This window comes from Massilia sp. SYSU DXS3249, from assembly GCF_053668055.1.
This window is the reverse complement of record NZ_JBSIPX010000006.1, coordinates 17,889-44,385: the sequence shown is the minus strand read 5'-3', so window position 1 is coordinate 44,385 and position 26,497 is coordinate 17,889. Positions and strand designations below refer to the sequence as shown.

General features: G+C 66.8%; 24 protein-coding genes and 1 riboswitch. Of the genes, 7 read left to right on the top strand and 17 right to left on the bottom strand.

Going from position 1 to position 26,497, the window contains the following annotated elements; genetic code table 11:
* Nucleotides 1–42 precede the first annotated feature (42 nt).
* From ACWCIA_RS09130 to ylqF, 5 genes are all read right to left on the bottom strand, one after another.
* Nucleotides 43–921 (bottom strand): cobalamin-binding protein, encoded by an 879-nt coding sequence (locus ACWCIA_RS09130; RefSeq protein WP_454162556.1) that lies wholly within the window; start codon nucleotides 919–921, stop codon nucleotides 43–45.
* A gap of 2 nt (nucleotides 922–923) precedes the next feature.
* Nucleotides 924–1,751, bottom strand: a complete 828-nt coding sequence (locus tag ACWCIA_RS09125; protein ID WP_454162554.1) for an ABC transporter ATP-binding protein — start codon at nucleotides 1,749–1,751, stop codon at nucleotides 924–926.
* 14 nt (nucleotides 1,752–1,765) lie between these two features.
* Nucleotides 1,766–2,803 carry a FecCD family ABC transporter permease gene (locus ACWCIA_RS09120; RefSeq protein ID WP_454162552.1) on the bottom strand — a complete coding sequence of 346 codons (1,038 nt, stop codon included), beginning with the start codon at nucleotides 2,801–2,803 and terminating at the stop codon, nucleotides 1,766–1,768.
* 4 nt (nucleotides 2,804–2,807) lie between these two features.
* A complete protein-coding gene (locus tag ACWCIA_RS09115; RefSeq protein ID WP_454162551.1) occupies nucleotides 2,808–4,796 on the bottom strand; it encodes a TonB-dependent receptor family protein in 1,989 nt (662 codons plus the stop codon).
* Between the two features lie 88 nt (nucleotides 4,797–4,884).
* Nucleotides 4,885–5,113, bottom strand: a riboswitch (cobalamin riboswitch).
* Nucleotides 5,114–5,358: 245 nt separating this feature from the next.
* Nucleotides 5,359–6,306, bottom strand: a complete 948-nt coding sequence (ylqF, locus tag ACWCIA_RS09110) for a ribosome biogenesis GTPase YlqF (protein ID WP_454162550.1) — start codon at nucleotides 6,304–6,306, stop codon at nucleotides 5,359–5,361.
* A 194-nt stretch (nucleotides 6,307–6,500) separates the two neighbouring features.
* Between ylqF and ACWCIA_RS09105 the strand changes: the two genes are divergently transcribed.
* Nucleotides 6,501–6,731: a hypothetical protein gene (locus ACWCIA_RS09105; RefSeq protein WP_454162548.1), complete on the top strand. Its 231-nt coding sequence runs from the start codon at nucleotides 6,501–6,503 to the stop codon at nucleotides 6,729–6,731.
* Between the two features lie 148 nt (nucleotides 6,732–6,879).
* Here the strand turns inward: ACWCIA_RS09105 and ACWCIA_RS09100 are convergent, their stop codons facing one another.
* The 4 genes from ACWCIA_RS09100 to ACWCIA_RS09085 form a co-directional block, all read right to left on the bottom strand.
* A complete protein-coding gene (locus ACWCIA_RS09100) occupies nucleotides 6,880–7,764 on the bottom strand; it encodes a hypothetical protein (RefSeq protein WP_454162547.1) in 885 nt (294 codons plus the stop codon).
* A 209-nt stretch (nucleotides 7,765–7,973) separates the two neighbouring features.
* Entirely contained in the window at nucleotides 7,974–9,185 is a 1,212-nt protein-coding gene (locus ACWCIA_RS09095) for a choice-of-anchor X domain-containing protein (protein WP_454162545.1), read from the bottom strand.
* A 40-nt stretch (nucleotides 9,186–9,225) separates the two neighbouring features.
* On the bottom strand, nucleotides 9,226–10,104 hold the full coding sequence (locus ACWCIA_RS09090; protein WP_454162543.1) for a hypothetical protein: 879 nt from the start codon (nucleotides 10,102–10,104) through the stop codon (nucleotides 9,226–9,228).
* A 178-nt stretch (nucleotides 10,105–10,282) separates the two neighbouring features.
* Nucleotides 10,283–11,215, bottom strand: a complete 933-nt coding sequence (locus ACWCIA_RS09085; RefSeq protein ID WP_454162542.1) for a histone deacetylase family protein — start codon at nucleotides 11,213–11,215, stop codon at nucleotides 10,283–10,285.
* 204 nt (nucleotides 11,216–11,419) lie between these two features.
* Here ACWCIA_RS09085 and ACWCIA_RS09080 point away from each other — a divergent pair, with 204 nt between their 5' ends.
* The 5 genes from ACWCIA_RS09080 (at nucleotide 11,420) to ACWCIA_RS09060 (ending at nucleotide 17,437) form a co-directional block, all read left to right on the top strand.
* Nucleotides 11,420–12,340 (top strand): AAA family ATPase, encoded by a 921-nt coding sequence (locus tag ACWCIA_RS09080; protein WP_454162541.1) that lies wholly within the window; start codon nucleotides 11,420–11,422, stop codon nucleotides 12,338–12,340.
* 10 nt (nucleotides 12,341–12,350) lie between these two features.
* Entirely contained in the window at nucleotides 12,351–13,400 is a 1,050-nt protein-coding gene (locus tag ACWCIA_RS09075) for a DUF58 domain-containing protein (protein ID WP_454162539.1), read from the top strand.
* Entirely contained in the window at nucleotides 13,397–15,418 is a 2,022-nt protein-coding gene (locus ACWCIA_RS09070) for a transglutaminase TgpA family protein (RefSeq protein ID WP_454162537.1), read from the top strand. Before ACWCIA_RS09075 ends, ACWCIA_RS09070 begins: the two co-directional genes overlap by 4 nt.
* Complete coding sequence (gene mltB, locus ACWCIA_RS09065) at nucleotides 15,415–16,644, top strand: lytic murein transglycosylase B (protein ID WP_454162535.1); 1,230 nt, start codon at nucleotides 15,415–15,417, stop codon at nucleotides 16,642–16,644. The genes ACWCIA_RS09070 and mltB overlap by 4 nt, the downstream gene beginning before the upstream one ends.
* Nucleotides 16,645–17,095: 451 nt before the next feature.
* Nucleotides 17,096–17,437 (top strand): hypothetical protein, encoded by a 342-nt coding sequence (locus ACWCIA_RS09060; protein ID WP_454162533.1) that lies wholly within the window; start codon nucleotides 17,096–17,098, stop codon nucleotides 17,435–17,437.
* Between the two features lie 119 nt (nucleotides 17,438–17,556).
* On the opposite strand, the gene cysM is transcribed toward ACWCIA_RS09060, so the two are convergent.
* The 3 genes from cysM to ACWCIA_RS09045 all read right to left on the bottom strand — a co-directional run bounded on the left by cysM (nucleotide 17,557) and on the right by ACWCIA_RS09045 (nucleotide 20,555).
* Nucleotides 17,557–18,459 (bottom strand): cysteine synthase CysM, encoded by a 903-nt coding sequence (gene cysM / locus ACWCIA_RS09055; protein ID WP_454162531.1) that lies wholly within the window; start codon nucleotides 18,457–18,459, stop codon nucleotides 17,557–17,559.
* 192 nt (nucleotides 18,460–18,651) lie between these two features.
* On the bottom strand, nucleotides 18,652–20,037 hold the full coding sequence (locus ACWCIA_RS09050) for a M20/M25/M40 family metallo-hydrolase (protein WP_454162529.1): 1,386 nt from the start codon (nucleotides 20,035–20,037) through the stop codon (nucleotides 18,652–18,654).
* Between the two features lie 152 nt (nucleotides 20,038–20,189).
* A complete protein-coding gene (locus ACWCIA_RS09045; protein ID WP_454162528.1) occupies nucleotides 20,190–20,555 on the bottom strand; it encodes a ComEA family DNA-binding protein in 366 nt (121 codons plus the stop codon).
* A 202-nt stretch (nucleotides 20,556–20,757) separates the two neighbouring features.
* Here ACWCIA_RS09045 and ACWCIA_RS09040 point away from each other — a divergent pair, with 202 nt between their 5' ends.
* Nucleotides 20,758–21,510 (top strand): hypothetical protein, encoded by a 753-nt coding sequence (locus ACWCIA_RS09040; protein ID WP_454162526.1) that lies wholly within the window; start codon nucleotides 20,758–20,760, stop codon nucleotides 21,508–21,510.
* Between the two features lie 12 nt (nucleotides 21,511–21,522).
* Here ACWCIA_RS09040 and rfaE1 read toward each other — a convergent pair whose 3' ends face one another.
* From rfaE1 to rpsA, 5 genes are all read right to left on the bottom strand, one after another.
* Entirely contained in the window at nucleotides 21,523–22,500 is a 978-nt protein-coding gene (rfaE1, locus tag ACWCIA_RS09035; RefSeq protein WP_454162525.1) for a D-glycero-beta-D-manno-heptose-7-phosphate kinase, read from the bottom strand.
* A 28-nt stretch (nucleotides 22,501–22,528) separates the two neighbouring features.
* Nucleotides 22,529–23,704: a lipopolysaccharide assembly protein LapB gene (gene lapB, locus ACWCIA_RS09030; protein ID WP_454162523.1), complete on the bottom strand. Its 1,176-nt coding sequence runs from the start codon at nucleotides 23,702–23,704 to the stop codon at nucleotides 22,529–22,531.
* A 29-nt stretch (nucleotides 23,705–23,733) separates the two neighbouring features.
* Nucleotides 23,734–24,042 (bottom strand): LapA family protein, encoded by a 309-nt coding sequence (locus ACWCIA_RS09025; RefSeq protein WP_454162521.1) that lies wholly within the window; start codon nucleotides 24,040–24,042, stop codon nucleotides 23,734–23,736.
* Nucleotides 24,043–24,346: 304 nt separating this feature from the next.
* Complete coding sequence (locus ACWCIA_RS09020; protein WP_056344442.1) at nucleotides 24,347–24,652, bottom strand: integration host factor subunit beta; 306 nt, start codon at nucleotides 24,650–24,652, stop codon at nucleotides 24,347–24,349.
* Between the two features lie 33 nt (nucleotides 24,653–24,685).
* Entirely contained in the window at nucleotides 24,686–26,392 is a 1,707-nt protein-coding gene (gene rpsA, locus ACWCIA_RS09015) for a 30S ribosomal protein S1 (RefSeq protein WP_454162518.1), read from the bottom strand.
* Nucleotides 26,393–26,497 lie beyond the last annotated feature (105 nt).

Below are 26,497 nucleotides of genomic sequence, written 5' to 3'. Positions count from 1 at the left end.
TACCGCTGTAACGATTCCCCTGTAACTATTCCCGTTACGCGCTTACGGCCGCCGTGCCCGCGCCATCTCGAGCCGCTCGCACAGCCGCGCCGCGCCGTGGACGATGCGCGGCCCGGCCCGGGTCAGCAATTCCTCGTCCAGGGTGAACAGGTTGCCGCGCTTGACCGCCGTCATGCCGCGGTAGGGCCGCCAGATCGACAGGCCGCGGTCCTGCGGCGTGTAGAGTTCGCCGCCGACGATGGCTTCCGGGTCGGCCTGCACCACCGCCTCGATGCCCACCTGCGGCGCGATCGTCTTCAGGTGCCCGAAGATGTTCCGTCCGCCGCACAGGCGGATCGCATCGCTGGCGATCTGCTCGTCGTTGAGGGTGTAGAGCGGATTGTCCCAGGCCTGGTAGAACACGGTGACGGGCGGGCGCTTGCCGTAGCGCGTGCGCAGCGCCGCCACCTGGCCGCGGAACCCGGCGGCCGCGGCATTCGCCGTCGCGTCGGTTCCGAGCAGGCGGCCGAAGCGCACCAGGCTGTCGGCCACCATCTCGAAGCTGCGCGGCTCGCTGTGGAAGACCGGAATGCCCAGGCTTTGCAGCTGCGCGATCTGGCGCGCGGTGTTCCCGCTCCGCCAGACGATCAGGAGGTCCGGCTTCATGGCGACCACGCGTTCGAGGTCGATCTGGCTGTTCGAGCCGATGAGCGGGATCTTGCGCGCGGCTTCCGGGAAGTCGCTGTAGTTCATGGCGCCGACGATGCGCGCGCCGCCGCCGGCCGCGAACAGCAGTTCGGTCACGTGCGGCGACATCGAGATCACGCGCTGGGCCGGGCGCGCCAGGGTGACGCGCTGGCCGCTGTCGTCGACGACGCTGACGGCGGCGTGGACGAACCGGGTGGACAGCGCCAGCAGCGCCGTCAGAAAGAAGCGGGACATGCTCAAAAAGTTCTCCTGACAGGAATGACCGGCGCGGCTTCGGCTTTGACTTCGGCCGCGTCGGGCAGGAAGATGGTACGCCCGCCGTGCTGGACGGCGGCGATCGGATGGCCCAGGCAGGCGCCGAGCAGGTCGGCGCGCATCACCTCGGCGACGGGGCCGGCGTGCCAGCCGCCCCCGCCCATCAGCAGCAGCGCGTGGGTGGCGCCGCTCCAGGCCAGGTTCAGGTCGTGGCCGACGCTGACTACCGCCCTGCCCTCCTCACGGCACAGGCGCGCGAGCAGCCCGGTCATCGCCACCTGGTGCGCCAGGTCGAGGGCATTGGCCGGCTCGTCGAGCAGGAGCAGCGGTGTTTCCTGGGCCAGCAATGCCGCCAGCGCCACGCGCTGGCGTTCGCCGCCCGACAGGGTGCGCACGTCGCGCTCGGCCAGGTGCAGCACGTCCAGGCTGCGCAGGGCGTACTCGGCGGCGGCGTGGTCGTCGCTGCCTTCCCAGTAGCGGTCGGCGTGATAGGGATGGCGCGCCATCAGGACGGTTTCGATGACGCGGTAGGCAAAGGCGTCGCCGCGCGCCTGCGCCAGGTAGGCGCGTTCGCGCGCGAGCGCCGTCAGCGGCCACTGGGCGAGCGGCCGGCCTTTCATCAGCACGCTGCCGCCGTCGGGCGCGCGCAGGCCCGCCACGGTGCGCAGCAGCGTGCTCTTGCCGGCGCCGTTGGGGCCGATCACGCACCAGCTTTCGCCGGCATGCACGCGCCAGTCCAGGCCTGCCACCAGCACGCGGCCGTCGGCGCACAGGGTGAGGTCCTGGGTCTGGATGATGGGAGCTTGCATGAGGGGAGCGTGGATCATCGGCGGCGCAGGTGCAGTTGGTGGAGCTGGAACAGGAAGACCGGCACGCCGATCAGCGAGGTCAGCACGCCGACGGGCAGCTGCTGGGGCGCGAGCACGGTGCGCGCCAGGGTATCGGCCAGCACCAGGAAGCTGCCGCCGGCCAGCGCGGCGGCGGGCAGCAGGATGCGGTGATCGGGCCCGAAAGCATGGCGGCAGGCGTGCGGCACCACCAGGCCGACGAAGCCGATGCTGCCGCCGGTGGTCACGGCGCAGGCGGTCAGCAGGCCGGAACAGACGAACAGGAAGCGGCGCTGCGCGGCGACGTCGACCCCGAGGGTGACGGCGGCGTCGGTGTGCAGCGCCAGGATATTCAATGCCCTTGCACGGCGCAAGCCGAGCAGGAGCGCCGCACCCAGCACGAGCCAGGGCAGCAGGCGCCAGGAGGTGCCGGCGAGGTCGCCGATCATCCAGAACACCATGCCGCGCAGGCGGGATTCGGGGGCGACCGAGAGCATCAGGGTGACCAGCGCCATGCAGGCCGAGGCCAGCACCACGCCCGTCAGGAGCAGCACGCCGGACTCGCCGGTGCGCGCCGCGCCGCGCCCGCCGCCGAGATCCCTGCGCGCGAGCAGGTAGAGCAGCAGCGAGATGCCGATCGCCCCGCCGAAGGCGCCCAGGTCGACCGCCCACAGGGCCGCGCCGAACAGCAGCGCCGCCAGCGCCCCGACCGCGGCGCCGGCCGACACGCCCAGCACGTAGGGATCGGCCAGGGGATTGCGCACCAGCGCCTGCATCATGACGCCGGCCAGCGCCAGCGCGGCGCCGGTGGCGAACGCACTGCTGGCGCGCCCGAGGCGCAGGTCGAGCAGGGTTGCCGTCATCCCTTCCGGGGCGCCCGCCGCCAGGCTGGCCAGCGCGTCGGGCAGTTCCTGCAAGACCAGCGGCACCGAACCGGCCAGCCCCGCCCCGGCCAGCGCCAGCAGCGCGCAGACGCCCAGCAGCGCCAGCACGGCATGCTGGCGGGGACGGGACGCGGCTGGCAGCACCCTCATGGCATCAGAACTCGTAGCGGGCGGACAGCTTCAGCTGGCGCGCGTCGCTCGGGTAGATGCCGCTGCGGCAGCCGAAGGCCTGGCTGAAGTAGCGGCGGTCGCCCAGGTTCAGGCCGGTCGCGGCGAACTCCCAGGCGCCGACCTTCAGCGCGTAGCGCGCGTCGATCGTCGTGTAGGACGGGATGCGCGCGGCGCAGCTGTTGTCGAAGTCGCTGCCGTAGCGCTGGTTCGAGACGTACTGGGCGCCGATGTCGGCGCTGTGGCCATTCCGGGGCATCCAGGCCAGGCGCGCGGTGACCACGTTCTTCGGCACCAGCACCATCTCGCGGCCGGGGTTCGGGCCGTCGGTGAACTCGGCCTTCACGTGCTGCACGTGGCCGCTCAGGCGAAGGTTGGCAGGCAGGTCCAGGTGGCCGTCGACTTCGATGCCCTGGCGGCGGGTCGGATCCAGGTTGGTGTTGATGCCGAAGCCGAAGGCGAGCGTCGGATCGAAGAAGATCTCGTCGCGCAGGCGGTGGCGGAACACGCGTGCCGAGATGCGGCGCGCTTCGCTGCCCACGGTCACGCCGAATTCGAGGTCGCGCGAGGTCTGCACGTCGAGCACCTGGACGCTGGAGCGGTAGCTGTTCTCGTCGGCATTCGGGATACGGTAGCTCTCGCCCGCCTTGGCATGCAGGGTCACGCCCGGCACCGGATCGATGCTGCCTTCGACCGACCAGGCGTTCTGCGACTGCCTGCTGCTTTCCTGCGGCACGCTGGCGAACGGGTCGGCGTAATCCTTCTCGAACGTCTCGTGGCGGGCGCCGACGGCCAGGCGCGCGTTGTAGGCCTCGTTCCAGCGCACTTCGTCGCGCAGGTAGAAGGCGCGCGCGTCCTGCTTCGCATCGTTGCCCGAGACGCCGAAGGCGCCGCCGAAGGTGGAGACACGCTCCCACTCCAGCAGGTCGACGCCGGCGACGAATTCGTTGAGCAGGCCATTGTGGCGCGCAAGGTGGCGCAGGCGCGGCGAGAACTGGGTCTGGCGGCTGCGGTTGGCGACGTCGCTGGTGCCGAATTCGGATTCGTAGTGGCCCAGGGTTTCGCGCTCGCGGTGCGACAGTTCGGCCGCCAGTTCGACGCTGCCGATGCGGTGGGCGCCGGAGAGGGTCACGCGGTCGCTGTCGAGCGAACCGAAGTCGTTCGGGGTCAGGCTCTGGCGCGGGTTGGCCTCGAACTGGGCCAGGCTCAGCGAACCCGGGAAGCGCGATTCCTGGCGTGCCGATTCGACGCGCAGGCCGAGGCGGCTGTCGCCGCGCGCCCACTGGACGCCGCCGCTGACGGTCTTCTGGCGGAACTCGTTGTTGTCGCGGTAGTTGTCGGTGCCCTGGTGGGCGGCGGCCAGGTCGAAGGAGAGCGCGCCTTCGCCATGGCGCAGCGAGGCGCGTGCATCGTGCTGGTCGAAGCGGCCGCCTTCGAGGCTGACGGAACCGTGGTAGCCGGCCTGGGCGCCGCGTCTGGTGATGATGTTGATGACGCCGCCCGTCGCGCCTTCGCCATACAGCACGCTGCTGCCGCCGCGGGCGATCTCGATGCGCTCGACGGTGTCGACGGGGATGGTCGACAGCACGGCGCCGGCCAGTTCGTTCTCGTTCATGCGCACGCCGTCGACCAGCACCACCATGTTCTGGCTGCTGTTGGTGCCGAAGCCGCGCAGGTCGAGGCCGAAGTCGGGCGAGCCGTCCAGGCTCTGGCGGCCGTAGACGCCGCCGATCTTGCGGATCGCCTGGTTGACGTCGGTGACGCCGGCGTTACGGATTTCGTCGGCGGTGATGACGGTGGCGCCCACCGTGGGCAGTGCGGCATCGGCCGGGAAGCGCGAGCCGGTCACGTGGACGGTGGAGATGGCCTGTTCCTGGGCGCCGGCAGCGCCGGCGAAAAGGGAAAGGGAGAAAGCGCAGGCCAGCGCGAGCGGCTTGAGTACCGGCGCGCTGTTCGGGACAACAGCAAAGCTCATGTTTTGGTTCTTTTGAAATGAATGTGCACCCGGCCTGCGTCCCCGCAAGCCGGATTCAACGGACGCTGCCCGATCGCTGTGGATCGAGCAGTGCCCCCCTGTCCTGGCCGGTATCCGGGCTAGCAAGTCGGACCGCTTCACCTTCCTATGCCGGGCACAGTGGTGTTCGAAGCGGCCAGTCGCCGTGGGGCGACGCTTGTTTACCGTTGCGGGGGCAGCACACGTTGGCCGCGCGCCGGAGGCGCTGGGGCGTCGTGTTTCCCGTTTAACTGCGCGCGCAGATTGCGCACGCGGGCACCAGAACGGGGGTGATTATATACGTGGCAAGGGAAATGTTCACCAACGGGCGTTGGTGATGGCGCGGATGTGCGTGTCGTCAGACTGCGTGGGCACAAGTGCCCACCCTACGAAATCTACGCCTGTATGCACAGAGCTAGCGTTTCGGGGCCTCGACAAACCGTAGCGAGCGGAAGGAGTGTCGTTCGAGAAGCGCAGCTGTACTTTGGTACAGCGAGCATCGCAGGGCGACAATCCGACGCGCAGTAGGTTTGTCGAGGTCCCCTCACGTACCGCGCTTGCCCCGTGCTGCTTCCTCGGCTTTTAACGCCGCCTTCTCGGCCGCGATGCGCGCCTTCTCTTCCACCTCCGCCTTGTGCGCGGCCAGGCGCTGGGCGCGGCTGTCCGGCGTTTCCAGGCTGATGCGGCCGAGGGCGCCGCTGCGGTAGTCGTGCAGCAGCACGTGGGCCGCCTTCTCGACATCGAATTCGCCGCCGCGCACGCGGAAGCCACGGCGCGCCGCGACGTTCTCGACCACGCCGATGCCGTCCAGTCCTTCGGTCTTGAAGCCATAGCGCGCGCTGAGCAGCTGCGGGTAGCGCTCGAGCAGCAGGTCGCCCAGGAAGAAGGCCACTTCTTCCTCGATCAGCGCGTTGGTGCCGATCGCGTGGCTGGCGGCCAGCATCAGGCCATCGCTCGGCATCTCGATCTTCGGCCACATCAGGCCCGGGGTATCGACCAGGACCGTGTGCTTGTCGAGATACAGCTTTTGCTGGGTCTTGGTCACCGCCGGCTCGTCGCCGACCTTGGCCACGCGCTTTTTCAGGAGCGCGTTCATCAGCGTCGATTTGCCGACGTTCGGGATGCCCATGATCATGATGCGCAGCGGCTTGGTCGGCACGCCGCGGTGCGGGGCCAGCGAGAGCGCCAGCGCCGGGATGCGCGCGACGTCGGCCGGCCGCTTGGTCGTCATCGGATAGGCCGTCACGCCGGGCAAGGCATCGTAATACGCCTTCCAGGCGGCGGTCGCCTCGGGATCGGCCAGGTCGATCTTGTTCAGGATTTTGAGCACCGGACGCTGGCGGAACTTGCGCATCCGGTCGACCAGCGGATTGCAGCTGGCCTCGGGCAGGCGCGCGTCGAGTACCTCGATCACCAGATCGGTGTTTTCCATCTGCTCCTCCGCCTGCTTCTTGGCGGAGTTCATGTGGCCCGGGAACCATTGTATCGACATGCTGTGCTTTCAAAATTCTGCGAACGAGGCGGTATTTTACGCGGCTATCGGGAACGGCGTCCCGACGCGTTGTTGCAAAGTTTCCTTACGGAATTGTTTTGGCTTGATTCGTTGCAATATCGAGTCATCCCGGACGGGCACGATGACAGCACGGCCGCTCCCGGCCGCGCAGGGATCACATCACGGAGGAGATCATGGACATCGCGCGCAACGTCGAGGTATGGATTTTTGGGGCTTTCGGGGGACTCGTCCTGGCCGCCTGCCTGAGCGGGCAATCGGACCGCCCGCTGCCCGCTGCGCCCGTGAGCGCGGTGGCCGAGACCGAGCTGGCGCAGCCGCCAGGGGCGCAGCCGATGTATGTGGTGTATGTGACCGCCAAGCGGCTGAGCGCGGCGGAAAAGCGCAAGCTCGACCGGTCGGGGTGATTTCGTAGCGTGGACGGGTCTCCCGTCCACGCGTTCAGTCAAGGCTAGCTCTCTGATCGGTCATCGAGGGCGCCGCGACTGTCTTCTATACTCAAGAGAGAGTTGAACGCGTGGGCAGGAGACCTGCCCACCCTACGTGTCTGTTCAGCTATCTCGCCAGGGCTTCCATATCGCGCCTTACCAGCGACGTCACCCCACCCCAGTTGCGCCCCGTGTAGTGCCCGTAATCCTCCCCATCGTCGCGGAACACCACCGAGTGGAAGGCCCACTTCGTCCGCCCGCCCTGGTTCGGTCCGCTGCCGAGGCTCAGGTCGTTGCAGAACCAGTCGCCCGGATTGCAGAAGGAGCTGCCGCCGCTGCCCGAGACGCCGCCCGAGCTGTGGTAGGCGACGACCTCGTCGTCCTGCCCCGGCAGCGTGAACGAGTACAGGGTGCCGGCCGCGCCCGCGTACATGTAGAACCAGATGTTGCGCGTTTCGTTGTGGTTGTAGAGCGCGCGCGCGGTCGCCACCTTGTGCTGCTGGGCCAGCGGTTCGCTGGTAGTCCAGGAGCCGATGTCGGCCAGCTCGGTGCCGCCGGCCGAACCCGCGGCCACCCGCACCCACTTGATGTTCCAGCCGGTCTGGGTGCCGCCGGTGCCGGCCGTGCAGACGCCGGCCGCATTCGGCTGGGCATTCGTCACCGGGCGCGCCGAGCCGCCGTAATTGGCCAGCGTGTAGCCCATCAGCATGTCGCCGGCGCTGTGCACGGCGACATAGCACCAGTTGCCGCCGGTGCAGAAGCAGTCGAGCGCGGAGCGGATGGTGCCGCTTTGCGAGGCGACGCTGCTGCGCCCGTCCCAGTTGACCGACTTCTTGTTGATGCCGGCAGGGGTGGCGTTCGGACCGAAATAGGTGAAGTCGTTGTAGTTGCCGATCGCGCCGCCGCCGGTGCGGCCGTGGATCCACAGGCTGTAGTCGGTGGCGCCGGCCACGCCGGCGGCGAGCAGGCCAGGCAGGCACAGCGAGAGCGCAAGGCGCGCGGAACGTCGCATGTCATCCTCCGTCTGATGGGTTGCAGTGGCGTGGGTTGCAGGCGGCCGACCGCGTGTTCATATTTTTGCGACAAGAGGGACTGTGCGTCAATCCGCATGTGCGGCCGAGTCGTGTGGAGGATACCGAACAGTGGCGGGCAGCCGTGCCCGGAGACGAATCCTTACCCGGCAAATAAAAACGGGCGCCGGCTGCGGCGCCCGTCCGCGTTTTATTTTACCGGCCCGCAGGCGCTGGCCGGCATCGGCCCGGCCGGATCGAATTTTGCCAGTTCCGCGTGCGCCTGCCTGCGGTCCTTGGCGAACTCCGTCAGGTAGCGTTCGCGCTCCTCGCTGGTCCACTCGGTGTCGGCGATGCCGTCGAGCGAGCGCGTGCGGCTGGTCAGCACAGTCCCTTCCAGGCGCGCCATCAGCTCGCGGTCGGGGTCGGTGTTTTCCTTCAGCAGGTAGCCGTCCACGTCGCGCAGGGTCAGCGGCAGCTTCGGCGCGCCATCATGCATCAGCTTGCCGAAGGCGACCAGCTTGATGTCGTTCGGCCCCGGCCCCAGCACCTCGTTGAAGGTGGCCAGCGCGAACGGCTTGCCGCTGGCGTCGTCGATGCGGCCGGTGACGACGTAGCGTCCGGCCTGGCGCACGTCGACGCGCAGGATGAAGGCGAGCGAACCGTCCTCGAGCGCCTCGCGCGGCGCCCCCGCCCAGATCGCCGGCACCTTGGGCGAATAAATTACGTCGAAGACCAGCGCGCCGTTCTTGCCGCCCGCCGTGTAGCGCACTTCGGTGCGGATCGTGCCATGGAAGCCCGCCAGCCCGGTTTGCGCAGGTGTCAGCACGGCGGCGAAGGCGCCGTCGCCCGCCACCGGATCGGCGCCGCTGCCGTCGTCGGCAAAGGCGAGCGGCACCTGCGTGGTCGGGCGGGTGCCGACAGTGGTAATGCCGGCCGCGATCGAGCGCGTGACCACCAGCGGAATCACGGTGCCGTCCGGCGCGACCGCGCGCAGCGAGAACGCGACCGATTCGCCGGCCGCCAGGTAGACGCGCGACTGCGAGCTCTGGATTAGGATGTTGGGATTGCTGCGCCGGTCGTCGCCGCGCATCGGGGTCGTTTCCGTCACCGGCTGGTTCGGATAGGCCTGGTCGGGATTCTGCGACATCGGGCGCGAGCTGGCGGGGTACTTGCTGCCCTCGCGGTAGCTGCAGTAACTGTGGTCGGCCAGCTGGAAGGTTTCCACCAGCTGCTGGCGCCGGCGCGCGCGTTCGTCGCCGGCCGGCGGACCCATCTCGCCCCCGACCTGGCCGAAGAACTGCCGGCCCTGGGCGGGCGCCGGCGCGGCGGCGGCCGTGGCAGGTGCCGCGGGCTGGCCATCGCCGCGCAGCGCCAGCCAGGCGATGGCCGCCACCAGCGCCGCCAGCAGCGCCAGTGGCAACCAGCGGCGCCAGGCCGCCTCCCTTCCCTGCCGTGGACGCTCAGAGGGCACTGTTCACCACGGCGTTGCGTACCACGCCGACGATCCCCGCCCAATTGGCGTTGGCGTAGTGGTTGTAGGCCTCGTTATCGTCGCGGAAGCTCACCGAGTGGTAACTCCACTTCAGCGCGCCGCCCTCGTTGGCCGCCGTGCCCAGGGTAAGGTCGTTGCACAGCCAGTCGCTCGGGTTGCACCAGGAGCCGCCCGAACTGCCGGCCACGCCGCCCGTGCTGTGGTAGGCCACGGCCTCGTCGTCCTGGCCCGGCAGGATGCCCGAGTAGGCCGTGCCCTTGGCGCCCGCGTACATGTAGAACCAGACGTTGCGGGTGGTGTTGTGGTTGTACATCGCGCGCGCGGTGGTGGTTTTCAGGTCCTGCACCAGCGGCTCCGAGGTGGTCCAGAAACCGGCGTCCGACAGCTCCGAGCCGCCGGCGGCGCCCGAGGCGGCGCGCACCCACTTGATGTTCCAGCCGGTCTGCGAGCTGCCGTCCGAATTGCCGCACACGCCGGTCGAACCGGGCGAGGCGTTCTTCTTCATGCGCGCCGAGCCGCCGTAGTTGGCCAGCGTGTAGCCCATCATCAGGTCGCCCGCGCTGTGGGTCGCGACGTAGCACCAGTTGGTGCCCGTGCAGAAGCAGTCGAGGGCATCGCGGATCTTGCCGCTTTGCGAAGCGATGCTGCTGCGCCCGTCCCAGTTGACCGACTTCTTGTTGACGCCGGCGGCCGTGGTGCCCGGCCCCCAGTAGGTCCAGCTGTTGTAGTTGCCGACGACGCCGCCGCCCGTGCGTCCGTTGATCCACAGCGTGTAGTTCGCCGCTGCAGCCAGCCCGGAGACTGCCATCAGGCAGACCGCCAATACCATCTGTAGTGCTTTCTTCACATTCTCCTCCTGTTTTGAGTGGACGCCCGTCGACCGGCCACCGCTGCCCGGCTGACGCAGGCGCAGCCGCTTCCTGCGGCTGGCTCGACTGTATGCCTGAGCTTGCTACCAGTCACGCACGATTGGAAGAATGAAGAAGATTTTGTTGTTTATTCGCTAATGCAAATAAAGTTTGCTTTTAATCAAGTTCCGAAAGAACTTTTATGTGTGCAACGACACTGCGGCCGAGCGCCGACAGGTCGTAGCCGCCCTCGAGGCAGCTGACGATGCGTCCCTGCGCGTGCTCGCGCGCCACCGCCATCACCTGCCGCGTGATCCAGGCGTAGTCGGCCTCGACCAGTGCCATGCCGCCCATGTCGTCGTCGCGGTGGGCGTCGAAGCCGGCCGAAATGAAGATTATTTGCGGGCGGTGCGCATGCAGCGCGGGCAGCCAGTATTCCTGCACCACCTGGCGCACGACGTCGCCGCCGCTGCCGGCCGGCACCGGCACGTTGACGCAGGTGGCGGTGATCGGTTCGGGCGCGGTGTAGGGATAGAACGGGTGCTGGAAGAAGCTGGCCATCAGCACGCGCGGGTCGTCGCGGAAGGCGTCGACAGTGCCGTTGCCGTGGTGGACGTCGAAATCGACGATGGCGACGCGTTCCAGGCCATGGCTTTCCATGGCATGGCGCGCGGCGATCGCCACGTTGTTGAAGAAGCAGAAGCCCATCGGCTCGTTCGGACGCGCGTGGTGGCCCGGCGGGCGGGTCGAGCAGAAGGCGTTGTCGATCTCGCCGGCCAATACCGCATCGGTGGCGGCCAGCGCGGCGCCGGCGGCGCGCAGGGCGGCGTCGTAGCTCGCGTGGCACAGCAGGGTGTCGCCGTCGAGCGGATAGACCGTGCCGGGCTCCTTCGGCGTATTGTCGCGCACCAGCGCCAGCGCGCCTTCGGTGTGGTTGCGCAGGACGGCCGGGATCTCCGCGAGCGGCGCCAGGCGGCGCTCGAGCAGACCGTCGAGCCGGGCCAGGATCAGCTGGTCTTCGATCGCCTGCAGGCGGGACGGCGACTCGGGATGCCAGTCGCCCATGTCGTGTTTCAGGCAGTCGGGATGGCTGTAGATTGCTGTGCTCATGGGGTGCCGATGGGTGCGGTGGTGGTGCGCTGTTTCTTGACGCTGTTTCTCGAATATAACTCAGCCATACACCGGGATCTGCCGTTCTCGCATAGAATCATCCGGACGGCTTGCCGCGGCGTAGAAAGAAAGCTTGCCAATGGCGCTAATCTACCATGTCGCTCAGCGTCCGGCACTACCCGCTACCCGCTATCGGAACCTATCATGTTCAACAAACTGCACGCCGCCGCCCGCCAGGTCAACCAGGTCGTGGTCGGCAAGGACCAGCAGGTGCGCCTCGCCTTCACCTGCCTGCTTGCCGGCGGCCACCTCCTGATCGAGGACGTGCCGGGCGTCGGCAAGACCACCCTGGCGCACGCCCTCGCCCTCTCGCTCGGCCTCAAGTTCAACCGCGTCCAGTTCACCAGCGACCTGCTGCCGGCCGACGTGGCCGGGATCTCGGTGTACGAGCGCGAGAAGAACGGTTTCACCTTCCACCCGGGACCGATCTTCACCCAGGTGCTGCTGGCCGACGAAATCAACCGCGCCACGCCCAAGACGCAATCGGGCCTGCTCGAAGCGATGGAAGAGCGCCAGGTCAGCATCGACGGCCAGACGCGTCCCCTGCCCGAACCCTTCTTCGTCATCGCGACGCAAAACCCGGCGCACCAGGTCGGCACCTTCCCGCTGCCCGAGTCGCAGCTCGACCGCTTCCTGATGTGCCTGTCCCTGGGCTACCCGGACGCCGCCGCCGAACGCGCGCTGCTGATGGGCGAAGACAGGCGCGCCATGCTGCGCGAACTCGCGCCTGCCATGAGCCCGCTCGAGCTGATCGACGCGCAGGGAGCGCTGCGCGGCATCCATGCGTCGAGCGCACTGATCGATTACGTGCAGGCGCTGGCCCAGGCTTCGCGCGGCGGCAACCTGTTTGCCGAAGGCCTGTCGCCGCGCGCCGCGATCGCGCTGCTGCAGGCCGGGCGCGCCTGGGCCGCGCTCGAGGGCCGCGACCACGTGCTGCCGGAAGATATCCAGGCGGTGCTGGTGCCGGTCTGCGCGCACCGCCTGCGTCCGCTCAAGTCGGCCCAGGGCATGGCGCTGGCCAGCCGCGACCTGGTGCTGCAGCTGCAAAAATCGGTGCCGGTGTAAGGGCCCGCTCATGAATCAGCGCCTGGATCAGCCGCTGGACCAGCCCCTCGCGCAGGCGCACACGACGGCCGGGCCGGTCGGCGACTGGTTCCGCCGCCGCAGCATGGGGTGGCGCCGCTCCGCGCGGAGCGACAAGGGCGAGCTCTTCCTCGGCCAGCGCCGCATCTACATCCTGCCGACCGGGCCCGGCCTCGGCTTCGGCGCCCTGCTGCTGGTGCTCCTGATCGGCTCGATCAACTACAACCTCGGCCTCGGCTTCGGGCTGACCTTCCTGGCGCTCTCCTGCGCGCTGGTCGACATGGCGCTCACCTGGCGCAACCTGGCCCACCTGCGCCTGAAACCGGTGCGCGCCGCGCCCGTGTTCGCGGGCCAGGAAGCCGTCTTCGAGCTGCAGCTGGTGAACACGACGGCGCGCGAGCGCTACGCCATCTGGATCGACGTCGCCGACACGGGGGATGCGCGCCACGCGGCCGACGTCCCCGCGCTCGGCAGCACGACGGTGCGCATCGCCCTGCCCACCGACAGGCGCGGCTGGCTGGAGGCGCCGCGCCTGACCCTGTCCACCCGTTTCCCGCTCGGGCTGTTCCGCGCCTGGAGCTACTGGCGTCCCGACCTGCAGGCCCTGGTCTACCCCTTCCCCGAGGAAGGTGCGCCGCCGCTGCCGCGCGATACCGGCGCAAGCGCGCGAGGCGACGCCGGCGGCCGCGCGGGCGAAGACGATTTCGCCGGCGTGCGCCCCTACCAGCCGGGCGACCCGCTGCGCCGCCTGGCCTGGCGCCAGATCGCCCGCCTCGACCCGCTCGACGGCGGCCAGCTCGCCACCAAGCATTTCGAGGGCGGCGCGCGCGACGAACTGGTGTTCGACCTGGCCCAGCTGCCCCCGCAGCTCGACCTCGAACTGCGCCTGTCGCGCATGACGCGCTGGGTGCTCGACGCCGAAGGACGGGCCCTGCCCTACGCCTTCCGCCTTGGCGACGCCAGCTACCCCGCCGCCAGTGGCGCCGCCCACGCGGCCGCCTGCCTGCGCGCGCTGGCCCTGTACGGCGGGGGCGCGCGATGAAGGCGCTGCTGGCCCGTCTTGCCGCCCTGCCGCGCGACAAGGCCGACACCCTGCTGCTGCTCTTCAGCGCCCTGCTGGTGCTGGCGCCGCACACGGCCCACCTGCCGCCGTGGGTCTCCGCGCTGTGCGCCCTGACCCTGCTGTGGCGGGCGGCGATCACGCTGCAGGGCAAGCGCATGCCCTCGTCCGTCCTGCTGCTGCCGCTGGCGGCCGCCGCCATGGCCGGCGTCGCCCACAGCTACCAGACCCTGCTCGGGCGCGACGCCGGGGTGGCGATGCTGGTGCTGCTGGTGGCCTTCAAGATGCTGGAGATGCACGCGCGGCGCGACCTGTTCGTGGTGGTCTTCCTGTGCTTCTTCCTGGTGCTGACCAACTTCTTCTACGAGCAGGGCATCGGCACGGCGCTGCTGATGGCGGCCTCGGTGCTCGCGCTCCTCACAGCCCAGATGAGCTTCCAGTTCAGCGGCGCGGTGCCGCCGCTGCGCCAGCGCTTCCTGATGAGCGCGCGCATCCTGGGCCTGGCGGCGCCGCTGGCGCTGGCCCTGTTCTTCCTGTTCCCGCGCATCGAAGGCCCGCTGTGGGGCATGCCGGGCGACGCCAACAGCGCGCGCTCGGGGATGTCCGAGACCATGGCGCCGGGCACGATGGCGCACCTGGCGCAGTCCGGCGAGACGGCCTTCCGCGTGCGCTTCGACGGTCCCATGCCGTCCCAGGAGCAGCTCTACTGGCGCGGCCCGGTGCTGGGCGACTACGACGGGCGCACCTGGACCCGTACCAGGGCTGGCCGCTCGGCGTCCAGCCCGTCCTTGCCATCTTCCCTGCCGGCGCTGTCGGTCAGCGGCAAGCCGGTCGGCTACGAAATCACCCTGGAACCTTCGAACAGCCGCTGGCTGTTCGCCCTCGAAATGCCGCAGCGCCTGCCTGAACTGGACGGCAACATCGCCCGGGTATCGAACGACTTCGAACTCACCGCTGCCTTCCCGGTCGCGGCGCGCCTGCGCTACCGGCTCGCTTCCTTCCTCGACTACCGGCTGGAGGCGCCCGGCCTGCCCGACGACAGCGGCCAGTGGCTGCAACTGCCCGGCGACAGCAATCCACGCGCGCTGATGGCCGGGCTGTCGCTGCGCTCGGAACCGGATCCGCGCAAGCGCGTCGTGGCGGTGCTCAACGGCTTCCGGCGCGAGAACTACGTCTACACGCTCAACCCGCCGCTGCTCGGGCGCCACGCGGTCGACGATTTCCTGTACGGCAGCCGCGCCGGCTTTTGCGAGCATTTCGCCGGCAGCTTCGTGTTCCTGATGCGCGCGGCCGGGGTGCCGGCGCGGGTGGTGACGGGCTACCAGGGCGGCGACCTCAATCCCATCGACGGCTTCGTCACCGTGCGCCAATCCGACGCCCACGCCTGGGCCGAGGTGTGGCTGCCCAGGCGCGGCTGGGTGCGGGTCGACCCGACGGCGGCGGTTGCCCCGGAGCGGGTGCGCAGCGGCCTGAACGAGGCGATCCCGCCGCCGCCGCCCTTCGGCCTCGAGGGACTCGGGCGCCTGATCCGGCTCGACGCCGACAGCAACCCGTGGCTGGCGCAGATGCGCTACGCGGTCGGCGCCGTGAACAATGGCTGGAACCAGTGGGTGCTGAATTACTCGCCGCAACGCCAGCGCAGCTTCGTCGACAGCGTGCAGTCCTCGATGCTGGACTGGCGCATGCCGGTCGGTCTGGCCGTCCTGGCAACTGTGTTGCTGCTCGTGCGAACTTTAAGGCGCCGCCGGGAAATTGATCCGATCGATGCGCTATACTCGGCCCTATGCGCGCGCCTGGCCCGGTTGGGTTTGGCGCGCTCGGCAGATGAGAGCCCGTCCGCGTATGCCGCGCGGATTGCGGCATCGGGCCAGCTGGCGCCGCCGGCAGCCGCGGCGACGGCCGAGTTCCTCGCCCGCTACGGCGCCTGGCGGTATGCGCCGCCTCGCCAGCACGACCGTCTCGCCGCGACCCTGAAGCGCTTACTTTCGCACGTTAGATGAAATCGTTCGTACCACTTCTCGCAGCAATCTTCCTCGCAGCAGCACCCCTCCCCGACGCCGCCGCGGCCGCCAAGAACCAGCCGGCCAAGACCAGGGCCGACAAGGCCAGGGCGGCGAAAGCCAAGGGGGCCAAGGCAGCCAAGGCGAAGCCGGCCAAGGCCGCCAAGGCCAAGCCCGTCAAGGCCGCCCCGGTCGCCGCCAAGGTCATGGCGCCAGTGGTCGCAGTCGCCGCCATCGACTACGCCGGCGAACAGGTCAATTTCAGCGAGTGGCAGGCGGTGCGCGACTTCATCGACGAGATGGTCGTCAAGCATGGCCTGGACCGCGCCGAGCTGGAGAACCTGATGCGCCAGGTGCGCTTCGTCGAATCGGCGGTGCAGCTGGTCAAGCCTGCGCCGCCGGGCAAGCCGAAGAACTGGCAGGCCTACAGCGAACGCTTCATCGAGCCGATCCGCATCAATGCCGGCGTGCGCTTCTGGAACGAGAACGCCGACGCCCTGGCGCGCGCCGAAGCGACCTATGGGGTGCCGGCCGAGATCATCGCCGGCATCATCGGCGTGGAAACCGTGTACGGCCGCGACACCGGCCGCTTCCGGGTGATCGACACCCTGACCACGCTCGCCTTCGCCTATCCGGAAGCGCCGAACCAGGCCGCGCGCAGCGTGTTCTTCCGCAGCGAGCTCGAGAACGCCCTGCTGCTGGCGCGCCACGAAAAGATCGACCCGTTCACCCTGCTCGGCTCGTTTGCCGGTGCGGTCGGACTGCCGCAGTTCATGCCCGGCAACATCCTGAAATACGGCGTCGACTTCGACGGCGACGGCCACGTCGACCTGCGCAACTCGACGAGCGACGCCATCGGCAGCGTCGCCAACTTCCTGATCGAACACGGCTGGAATCCGCGCGATACCGGCCCTGCAGTGGTGCGGGCGGACGTGGCGCCGCACCGCGTCTGGGAAAGCCTGCTCGGCCGCGGCCTGGCCGCCACCCTGCGCCCGGACGAGCTGCAGTCGGCGGGCGTGGTGACCGATATCCCGCTGGCGCCGAACCGCCTGTACGGCCTGGTCGACCTGCAAAACGGCGCCGATGCGACCGAGTACTGGGCGGCGACCGATAATTTCTTTGCCATCACCAAGTACAACCGCAGTTATTTCTACGCCATGTCGGTCATCGACCTCGGGCGCGCCGTGCGCGAAGCCCGTGCGGCGCAGACCTCCCCGGTCTTATAACGACAGAAATGTTGTAACAGCGTGTAACCGCCTGCAGCAACTTCTGCCGCAGTGCAGCAGCCTCGATACCCGCCACTGGGCGGGTACTCCCCCGGTGTACCCGTTCCCGTCCTGTTTCTGTACTCTATGGAAACATTCAGGCACGCCGCATACCCCCTCATATCTTGTCATTTAAGCATATCGTTCTGAAACGTGCGGCGCGCAACACGTGTTTCTCTTAAACTTCAATTTAACGAAAAAACAATTATTTTTTCAGTGAGTTTGTGAGAGAATTGCATTGCGGCTATTGTTGCGATTAGACAACAGAGTCAAGGCTTCGCACCGAATTCTATTGCTCATAAGTACTAGAGCTCAAAATAGTTGTACAATTGAGTAGATTTTTTCGAAAGAACTTCCGGAATCGAAACGCCGCTAGCGACTTTCCGTAACCCACATAGGAATTTTTGAAATCATGACAAACCAAGTCGGCATTGATATGAACAGCGATGCGGAGTCGGATGAACTGTTGCAATACAACCCGAACCGTCTGCTGGACACCCTGATCGAGAACCTGCGCCTGAAGAACGACGCCGCCCTGTCGCGTGCGCTCGAAGTGGCGCCGCCGGTCATCTCCAAGATCCGCCACCACCGTCTGCCGGTCGGTGCTTCGCTGCTGATCCGCATGCACGAAGTAAGCGACCTGTCGATCCGTGACCTGCGTTACCTGATGGGCGACCGTCGTAACAAGTTCCGTATCAGCGACAAGCAGTTCAAGCCGAAAGAAGGCGCAGCACCGGCATCGAGCGGCGAGTAATCCTCACGCATTCTTGCACAGCCGGCACCTATGCGGCTGTGACGGAAAGGTTGCGGGAAGCGCGTAAAAGCGAAAAGGGGCGATTCGATCGCCCCTTTCCTATTACGTTTCCGGTTGCATCAGGCCGGGAACACGCCCGTCGACAGGTAGCGGTCGCCACGGTCGCAGACGACGAACACGATGGTCGCGTTCTCCACGGTCTGGGAAATGCGCAGCGCCACTTCGCAGGCGCCGGCGGCGGAAATGCCGCAGAAGATGCCCTCCTCGGCCGCCAGTCGGCGCGCCATCTGCTCGGCGGCTGCCTGGCTGACGTTTTCCACCTGGTCCACGCGCGCCTTGTCGTAGATCTTCGGCAGGTAGGCTTGCGGCCACTTGCGGATGCCGGGGATCGACGAACCCTCCTCCGGCTGGGCGCCGACGATGCGCACCGCCTCGTTCTGTTCCTTCAGGTAGCGCGACACGCCCATGATGGTGCCGGTCGTGCCCATGGCGCTGACGAAGTGGGTGATGCGGCCCTCGGTGTCGCGCCAGATCTCCGGCCCGGTGGTTTCGTAGTGGGCGCGCGGGTTGTCCTGGTTGGCGAACTGGTCGAGGATGATGCCCTTGCCTTCCTTCTGCATCTGCTCGGCCATGTCGCGCGCGTATTCCATGCCGCCCGTCTTGGGCGTGAGCACGATCTGGGCGCCGTAGGCGGCCATGCTCTGACGCCGTTCGATCGACAGGTTGTCGGGCATCAGCAGCAGCATCTTGTAGCCGCGGATGGCAGCCGCCATGGCCAGCGCAATGCCGGTATTGCCCGAGGTGGCCTCGATGATGGTGTCGCCCGGTTTGATCTGGCCGCGCTCTTCAGCATGCTTGAGCATGGACATCGCCGCGCGGTCCTTCACGGAACCGGCCGGATTGTTGCCTTCGAGTTTGCCGAGGATGATGTTGTTGCGCGCCGCAGCGTCGGCGCCGGGGAGGCGTACCAGCTGCACCAGCGGGGTATTGCCGATCGTGTCTTCGATGGTCTTGTAGGCCATGGTTGCTCTCATGCAGTTCTTTAAGCTGCCATTTTAATCCGAGAAGCAATTGGGCGTATTGGGCGGCCTTATGGCCGAGGTGCGTAGGGTGGACGGGTTCCCCGTCCACGCGTTCAGCAAACGTATGAAACGTTCATCATGATGTGCAACCGGTAATTGAACGCGTGGACGGCAGAGCCGTCCACCCTACGATCAGCGCAGCGGCAGCGGATACGTCGCCACGCTCACGTTGCCATCCTTGTCCACCGCCTGCACGCCGAAGAAATAATTGTCCTTCGACAGCTTGATGGTGGCTTCGTTGACGTTGCCGACGAACTTCGAGCCTTGCCACACCGGCGCGGTGGTCTCGCGCCAGACGACGCGGTAGCCGGCGACGTCGGGTTCGGCGTTCGGCTGCCAGACCAGCGTCGTGTCGTTGGTCAGCTTGTCGGTGCGCACCTTGACCTGCTGGGGCGCGGCCGGCGCCAGGGCCAGCGAGGCGAGCGTCGCCGCGTTCACCTTGGCCACCTTGGCGGTGTAGTCGTAGTCGACGAACTCGAGCAGGTCGCCATAGACCTTGCCGTCTTCGGTGCGCAGGTTCTGGTGCTGGTGCGCGAAGTCCTCGTTCGGCTCGGTGAAGCGCAGCGCCGCATAGCCCTGTTCCAGGAAAGGCATGTGGTCGCCGCCGCGCAGGTAGCGGTCGTGGCGGTGGATCACGCTGACCTTGAAGCCCTTCACGTAGCGCTCGCCCTGCTCCTTGGTGTGGCGCGCGAGCTGGCGCGAGATCGAATCGCTCTCGCCGCCGGTGGCCAGCAGGGCGCGCACGGCTTCGCTCATTTCCTTGGTGGCCGGGACGCTTTGCGAGAACAGGCGCACCTGCTTGTTGTCGATGCGGCCGTCGTCGGCGCGCGAGCTGCCGATGATGTCGTTGGTGAACATGCCGGCGACGTTCAGGTTGTTGGCGCGCGCCTGCTTTGCCCAGTGGCCCGCGCCCAGCAGGCCCTGCTCTTCGGCGGCGACCGCCATGAAGACCAGGGTCGCGTCGAACTTGTGCTTGGCCATCACGCAGGCCATCTCCATCACGGCGGCGGTGCCCGAGGCGTCGTCGTTGGCGCCCGGCGCGGCGCCGTTGGCGTCCATCACGTCGGTGTTGCGCGAGTCGTAGTGGCCGCTCGTCACGTAGATGCGGTCCTTCGACGCTTCCTGCGTGCCCGGCAGCGTGGCGACGACGTTCACGATTTCGGTCGGTTTCGAAATGCGCGCGGAGACCGGGGCCACGTGGCTGTCGAAGGCGACCTGCAGCGCGGTGCCGGCGCCGCAGCGCTCGAGCTCGGCCTTGATCCAGCGGCGGGCGGCGCCGATGCCGCGCGTCTCGGAAACGGTGTCGGACATCGTGTGGCGCGTCTCAAAACTGACCAGCTTGCGCACATAGGCTTCGATGCGCTTGGGCGAAATCTCGGCGACGATCTGTTTGATCTGGGCCTGCTGGCGGGTGACGTCAGGGCCGGCGGATCCGGCAGCTGCGGCAGGGGTAGCTGCGGCGGCGCCGGTGGCGAACAGTGCGGCGATCAGGCCGGCGGTGATGCGGAGTGGAGGCATGAGAATTCCTGGAATCGTTGCGCTTCAATCAAGCAGCACATCTTCTCATGCATACCCCGTCTCTTGCAGTATTTACATGCAAAAATTCCTTGAAGAGCCTGTGGCTGGCCGGTCGGCGCGACATCCGCCGGCCCGGCCTTTCCTACCTTTCCTTACATCGCGGCCTTGGCTTCGGCCGGCTTGGCCTTCGCTTCCTTGGTGGCGGCGGTCTTGGCCGGCTTGCTCTCGGCCGTGGCGGCAGCCGCGCCTTCCTTGCCCTTGCCGTTCACCTGCAGGCCCGCTTCGGACAGCTTGGCCGCCTTCTTCTCGCCGACACCCTTGACGCGCTTCTGGAAGTCAGCCCAGTCCTTGAACCCGCCCTTGCTGCGCTCCTCCAGGATCGCTTTCGACATGCTCGGGCCAACGCCCTTCACACCGTTGAGCGCGGCTTCGTCAGCCTTGTTGATATCGACCTGGGCAAAGGCGAAGCCGGTCGACGCGACCAGCGTGGCAAGGGCAAGCATCAGTTTCTTGATCATCGAATCTCTCCATGTACGAAAAGCGGACGGCGGATGCCGGCCACCTGCGCTTAACGGTCCACGGCCGGGCTTGTTGACGCCTCACGTTTGAGCGTCGTCAAGCGAGACTGTGCGGGGAAAAAGACAGCTGCGCTGCCAGCTGTTGAGCTTTTTGCAAAAGCGTGAAAGGATGACGGATCACGCCTCGCGATCCCCGTCCATCATGCGCCGAGTCCGCTCCCTGCCGGCCTTCCTGCCGGTCACCCTGCTGGTCTTCCTGCTCGCCCTGGGTGAGGCCCCGGCACGGGCCGAGGCGCCCGACGGTCCCATCCAGCAGGTCCAGGTGACCGGCACGCGCACCCGTCTCGTCCCCTACGCCGACCTGTTCTACCCGATGGCCAAGGCGGTCCAGCAGGCGCTCGGCGGCCGCGCCGCGCTGGCCGTGCAACTGCGCGGCACGCGCCAGGGCGTGCGCACCGACGACCTCGAGATCTGGCTCGAGGGCGAGCACGACACGGTGGCGGTGCGGCCCGAGCGCAGCGGCGTCTTCGTGGTGCCCGTCATCGACCAGGTGGCAACTGAAAAAGGACACTTCCTCATCAACAAGCGCAAGGAAGATTTGTCGGTCAACCTGGTGCTGGTGCCCCTGCTCGCGCCGGACGGCTGGACCATCGGCGGCGTGCGCAGCCTGCTCCAGGACGCGCGCGGCTCGGTCGGCAGGCTGCTGCCGTGGTACCAGAAGCCGGTGGTGTGGGCGGTGACGCGCAAGCTCAGCGTGTCCGTCTGCAGCCGCATGCGCGACGCGGCCGTCACCCTGGTCGATGGCGAACACGTGGTGGCGACGCTGCCGGCCAGCGAGGAATTGCGCAATTATGCGAACCAGACGGTGTTTTGCCGCAGTTTCAATGGGGAGGAAAGGTATCCGGCGGCGAGCAGGCTGGTGTTGCCGGATGATGCGGAGGTGTTGTTAATGTGAGAATTGAACCGATTATCCCGGGAACAATTCCTCGCGCGTGACCGTGGCCGTACCCAGCTTCCCAACCACAATTCCCCCTGCCCGGTTCGCCGTCGCCAGCGCCACGTCCAGCGGGGCGCCGGCGCCCAGCATGGCGGCCATGGTCGCGATCACGGTGTCGCCCGCGCCCGAGACGTCGAACACCTCGCGTGCGTCGGCGTGTACGTGCAGCACCTCGTGTTCGGTGTACAGGCTCATGCCCTCTTCCGAGCGCGTCAGCAGCAGCGCTTCCAGGCCCAGCTCGACACGCAGCGCCTGCGCCTTCGTGGTCAGCTGCTCTTCGGTCTTCCAGTTGCCGACGATGCGGCGCAGTTCGGACTTGTTCGGCGTGAGGATGGTCGCACCGGCGTAGGGCGAGAAATCGTCGCCCTTCGGGTCGACCATCACGATCTTGCCGGCCTCGCGCGCGGCGCGCACCATCTCGGCGACGTTGACCAGGCTGCCCTTGTTGTAGTCGGAGAAGATCAGCACGTCGTAGTCGGGCAGCAGCGCGCGGAACTGGGTGAGCTTGTCGCGCAGCACGGTTTCGGTGGGCGCATCCTCGAAGTCGATGCGCACCATCTGCTGCTGGCGGCCGATCACGCGCAGCTTGATGATGGTGGAGATCGCCTCGTCGCGCTTGAGGTAGCTGTGGATCTGCGAGTCGCGCAGCAGGGCCTCGACCGAAGCGCCGGCTTCGTCGGCCCCGACCACGCCAAGCAGGCCGCTGTGGGCGCCCAGCGCGGCCGCGTTGCGGGCGACGTTGGCGGCGCCGCCGAGGCGTTCCTCGCGCCGCTCGATGCGCACCACCGGCACCGGCGCTTCCGGGGAAATACGCGAGACGTCGCCGAACCAGTAGCGGTCGAGCATGACGTCGCCGACCACCAGCATGCGGACGTTGTCGAGCTGCGGGGCGGCCGCGTGGAGGTAGTCTGCGCCCGACAGCAGGCGGCTTGGGGTATCAATGCTCATGTTCGATTCTTCAGGTACGTGCAACGCGTCAGTTCATGACGTTCAGTTCTTCGGTGCGGCGCGGCGGATAGGTTTCCCAGTGGTTGCAGCCCGGGCATTGCCAGTAATACTGGCGCGCCTTGAAGCCGCAATGCCCGCACTGGTAGCGCGCCAGCTTGGCCGTGTAGCCGTGGATCAGGTTCTTCACCATCGACAGCTCTTCCCAGATGTGGGCCGGGGCGTCCATCAGGCGCGCTTCGAGCAGTTTGTCCAGGCCAAGCAGGGTCGGGTTGCGGCGCAGCTCGTCGACCACCAGCTGTTTGGCAGCGTCCACGCCGTCGAGTTCAATGACGGCCTTGAAGACCACCTCGATCAGGTCAATCGAGGACGCTTCGGCCAGGTAGGAACGCAGCAGGTTGACGCCTTCCTGCGGCCGGCCGACGCGGCGGTAACCGTCCATCAGGCGCCCGGCGACCAGGGCCACGTGCGGCACGCTCTGCTGTTCGACCCGCTTCCAGGTCGTGATCGCCGCCTCGGGGTCGCCCTGGGCCAGCAGCGCGTCGCCCAGCAGCATGGTCGCGCGCACGCTGTTGCGGTCGGCGTGCAAGGCCTTGTCCAGCAGCGCCATGGCGTCCGGGATGTCGCGCCGCACCAGGGCGTCGTCGGCCAGTTCGCAATAGAACTGGGCGATTTCCTTCTGGCGGGCACCGGCGCCCGAGGCCTGCAGGCCGGTGGCGGCCTCGATGGCGCGGCCCCACTCCTTTTCGCGCTGGTAGATTTCCAGCAGCGAACGGCGCGCCTGCACGCTGTAGGAACTGTCGACCAGGCCATTGAAGGTTTCCTCGGCGCGGTCGAGCAGGCCGGCCTTCAGGTAGTCCATGCCGAGTTCGTACTGGGCGTGGGTGCGCTGCTCGAGCGGCAGGTCGGGCCTGGCCAGCAGGTTCTGGTGGACGCGGATGGCGCGCTCGATCTCGCCGCGGCGGCGGAACAGGTTGCCGAGCGCAAAGTGCATGTCGGCCGTTTCCGGGTCGAGCGTGACGATTTCGATGAAGGCGTCGATGGCCTTGTCCGGCTGGTCGTTAAGCAGCAGGTTCAGGCCCTTGAAATAGGCCCGCGGCAAGGTGCGCGATTCGGACAGGAGTTGCTTGATGTCGACCCGGGCGGCGATCCAGCCGAGGCCAAAGAAGACGGGAACGGCCAGCAGCCACCAGATTTCAAATTCCATGGAGTTCTTATTGTTGAGTAATGATGCGCTTAGCGCGGGCTGATGGGAACCGCGTCGACGGTCGGCTGGGCCACGCCGGTACCGGCCGCGCTCTGCAGCGCCTGGATGGTGTTCTTGTGCTGCGAGGCCTCGCGGCGATGGCGGAACACGGTCGGCGACATGGCCAGGATGCCGAGGGCGGCGCCGGCGATGAAGAAGGCCAGCAGCATCAGCACGAGCGGACCGCGCAGTTCGTAACCGAGGAAAAAGTTCAGGTCGACTTCCTGCGTGTTCTTCAGTGCGAAGCCGAAAAACAGGACGAAGAGGATAAATCCCGCGATGGTGGAGACGAATTTCATCAGGTGGGCCTGGCGGTGGGGAGTGCAAAGGCGCAGTGTCGCATATCTGCAAGTTTATTTCAAAGACGTAGGGTGGGGTAACGGAGGCCGGGGGCCTCCGTTACGCGCTTCGTGCCCACGCGGACGCTTGCATAGTGTTTGCAGGAGAAAATGCACAGAGATAAAGGTTGATACGGACGCGATCGGGTCCGCTTGAAATACGGCCAACAATACGCACAGTTCCGCGTGGGCACGGGGGTGCCCACCCAACGAAAAACGGCACCCTCGCGGGTGCCGTTCCATTGCCTGCACGTGGCAGACGACGTCAGTCTTCGATGATCGGTTGCCCGACCATCGCGTCGACCCGTTCGCGCAACTGCTTGCCGGGCTTGAAGTGCGGGACCCGTTTTTCGGGCACCATCACCTTGTCGCCCGACTTCGGGTTGCGGCCGATACGGGGCGGACGGCTGTTGAGCGCAAAGCTGCCGAAACCACGGATCTCGATGCGCTGGCCGGTCGCCAGGGCGTTCGTCATCGCGTCGAGGATGGTCTTGACAGCATACTCGGCATCCTTGGCGACCAGCTGAGAATAACGCTCAGCCAGTCGTGCAATCAGCTCGGACTTGGTCATCTGGTCGCCTCAGTAGACTAAATTAGCCTTTGCTTAGTTCTTGTTATCGAACTTGGCCTTCAGCAGGGCGCCCAGGCTGGTGGTGCCGGTCGCTGCGCTGTTGTCCGAAGCCAGCTTGCTCATCGCTTCCTGGGTCTCGACATTGTCTTTCGCCTTGATCGACAGCTGGATGCTGCGAGCCTTGCGATCGATGTTGATGACCAGGGCTTCGACCTTGTCGCCCACTTTCAGGTGGGTGCCGGCGTCTTCCACGCGGTCACGCGAGATTTCCGAAGCGCGCAGGTAGCCTTCGACTTCTTCGTTCAGGGCGATGACGGCGCCTTTCGGCTCAACCGACTTGACCGTACCGGTCACCAGCGAACCCTTGTCGTTCAGGGCTGCGAAGTTGTTGAACGGGTCGCCTTCCAGCTGCTTGACGCCCAGCGAAACACGCTCGCGCTCGACGTCGATGGCCAGAACAACGGCTTCCAGCTCGTCGCCCTTCTTGAAGCGGCGCACTGCCTCTTCGCCGGCTTCGGTCCACGACAGGTCCGACAGGTGCACCAGGCCATCGATGTTGCCTGGCAGGCCGATGAACACGCCGAAGTCGGTGATCGACTTGATCGAACCCTTGACCTTGTCGCCCTTCTTGTGGGTCATGCCGAAGTCGTCCCATGGGTTCGCCTTGCACTGCTTCATGCCCAGCGAGATACGGCGACGCTCTTCGTCGATTTCCAGGACCATGACTTCGACTTCGTCGCCCAGCTGCACGACTTTGTTCGGAGCAACGTTCTTGTTGGTCCAGTCCATCTCCGACACGTGCACCAGGCCTTCGATGCCCTGCTCGACTTCGACGAATGCGCCGTAGTCGGTGAGGTTCGTGACTTTACCGAACAGGCGGGTGCCTTGCGGGTAACGACGCGACAGGCCGGTCCATGGATCGTCGCCCAGCTGCTTGACGCCCAGCGAGACGCGGTTCTTTTCCTGATCGTACTTGAGGACCTTGGCGGTGATTTCCTGGCCAACCGACAGCACTTCCGACGGGTGACGCACGCGACGCCATGCCAGGTCGGTGATGTGCAGCAGGCCGTCGATGCCGCCCAGGTCGACGAACGCGCCGTAGTCGGTGATGTTCTTGACGACGCCGGTGACGACGGTGCCTTCTTTCAGGGTTTCCATCAGCTTCTGGCGCTCTTCGCCCATCGAAGCTTCGATGACGGCGCGGCGCGACAGGACGACGTTGTTACGCTTGCGGTCCAGCTTGATGACCTTGAATTCCAGGGTCTTGCCTTCGAACGGGGTGGTGTCCTTGACCGGACGGGTGTCGACCAGCGAACCCGGCAGGAATGCGCGGATGCCGTTGGTCAGGACGGTCAGGCCGCCCTTGACTTTACCGTTGACGGTACCGGTGACGATCTCACCCGATTCCATTGCTTTTTCCAGAGCCAGCCACGATGCCAGGCGCTTGGCCTTGTCGCGCGACAGGATGGTATCGCCGAAACCGTTTTCCAGCGATTCGATGGCCACGGAAACGAAGTCGCCGATCTGGACTTCCAGTTCGCCCTGGTCATTCTTGAATTCTTCGACCGGAATGAAAGCTTCCGACTTGAGGCCGGCGTTGACGATCACGAAGTTGTGATCCAGGCGCACGACTTCAGCGGAGATGACTTCGCCCGAGCGCATGTCTTGACGCGACAGCGACTCTTCAAACAGGGCGGCAAAGCTTTCCATGCCGGTATCTTGGGTGGTTGCAGTAGACATAGGTGATTTACATGTTAGCCAGCAGGACCGTCGATGGTGCGGTTCTGAACTGGGTCAGGTTAAAACAACACCCCCAGGGCGGAAAACCCACAGGGGCACTCTTGT

Bases quoted from the DNA above. Each gene is read 5' to 3' on its own strand.
- ACWCIA_RS09130 (WP_454162556.1), bottom strand. From the start codon at position 921: ATGTCCCGCTTCTTTCTGACGGCGCTGCTGGCGCTGTCCACCCGGTTC.
- ACWCIA_RS09125 (WP_454162554.1), bottom strand. From the start codon at position 1,751: ATGCAAGCTCCCATCATCCAGACCCAGGACCTCACCCTGTGCGCCGAC.
- ACWCIA_RS09120 (WP_454162552.1), bottom strand. From the start codon at position 2,803: ATGAGGGTGCTGCCAGCCGCGTCCCGTCCCCGCCAGCATGCCGTGCTG.
- ACWCIA_RS09115 (WP_454162551.1), bottom strand. From the start codon at position 4,796: ATGAGCTTTGCTGTTGTCCCGAACAGCGCGCCGGTACTCAAGCCGCTC.
- ylqF (WP_454162550.1), bottom strand. From the start codon at position 6,306: ATGTCGATACAATGGTTCCCGGGCCACATGAACTCCGCCAAGAAGCAG.
- ACWCIA_RS09105 (WP_454162548.1), top strand. From the start codon at position 6,501: ATGGACATCGCGCGCAACGTCGAGGTATGGATTTTTGGGGCTTTCGGG.
- ACWCIA_RS09100 (WP_454162547.1), bottom strand. From the start codon at position 7,764: ATGCGACGTTCCGCGCGCCTTGCGCTCTCGCTGTGCCTGCCTGGCCTG.
- ACWCIA_RS09085 (WP_454162542.1), bottom strand. From the start codon at position 11,215: ATGAGCACAGCAATCTACAGCCATCCCGACTGCCTGAAACACGACATG.
- ACWCIA_RS09080 (WP_454162541.1), top strand. From the start codon at position 11,420: ATGTTCAACAAACTGCACGCCGCCGCCCGCCAGGTCAACCAGGTCGTG.
- ACWCIA_RS09075 (WP_454162539.1), top strand. From the start codon at position 12,351: ATGAATCAGCGCCTGGATCAGCCGCTGGACCAGCCCCTCGCGCAGGCG.
- ACWCIA_RS09070 (WP_454162537.1), top strand. From the start codon at position 13,397: ATGAAGGCGCTGCTGGCCCGTCTTGCCGCCCTGCCGCGCGACAAGGCC.
- mltB (WP_454162535.1), top strand. From the start codon at position 15,415: ATGAAATCGTTCGTACCACTTCTCGCAGCAATCTTCCTCGCAGCAGCA.
- ACWCIA_RS09060 (WP_454162533.1), top strand. From the start codon at position 17,096: ATGACAAACCAAGTCGGCATTGATATGAACAGCGATGCGGAGTCGGAT.
- cysM (WP_454162531.1), bottom strand. From the start codon at position 18,459: ATGGCCTACAAGACCATCGAAGACACGATCGGCAATACCCCGCTGGTG.
- ACWCIA_RS09050 (WP_454162529.1), bottom strand. From the start codon at position 20,037: ATGCCTCCACTCCGCATCACCGCCGGCCTGATCGCCGCACTGTTCGCC.
- ACWCIA_RS09045 (WP_454162528.1), bottom strand. From the start codon at position 20,555: ATGATCAAGAAACTGATGCTTGCCCTTGCCACGCTGGTCGCGTCGACC.
- ACWCIA_RS09040 (WP_454162526.1), top strand. From the start codon at position 20,758: ATGCGCCGAGTCCGCTCCCTGCCGGCCTTCCTGCCGGTCACCCTGCTG.
- rfaE1 (WP_454162525.1), bottom strand. From the start codon at position 22,500: ATGAGCATTGATACCCCAAGCCGCCTGCTGTCGGGCGCAGACTACCTC.
- lapB (WP_454162523.1), bottom strand. From the start codon at position 23,704: ATGGAATTTGAAATCTGGTGGCTGCTGGCCGTTCCCGTCTTCTTTGGC.
- ACWCIA_RS09025 (WP_454162521.1), bottom strand. From the start codon at position 24,042: ATGAAATTCGTCTCCACCATCGCGGGATTTATCCTCTTCGTCCTGTTT.
- ACWCIA_RS09020 (WP_056344442.1), bottom strand. From the start codon at position 24,652: ATGACCAAGTCCGAGCTGATTGCACGACTGGCTGAGCGTTATTCTCAG.
- rpsA (WP_454162518.1), bottom strand. From the start codon at position 26,392: ATGTCTACTGCAACCACCCAAGATACCGGCATGGAAAGCTTTGCCGCC.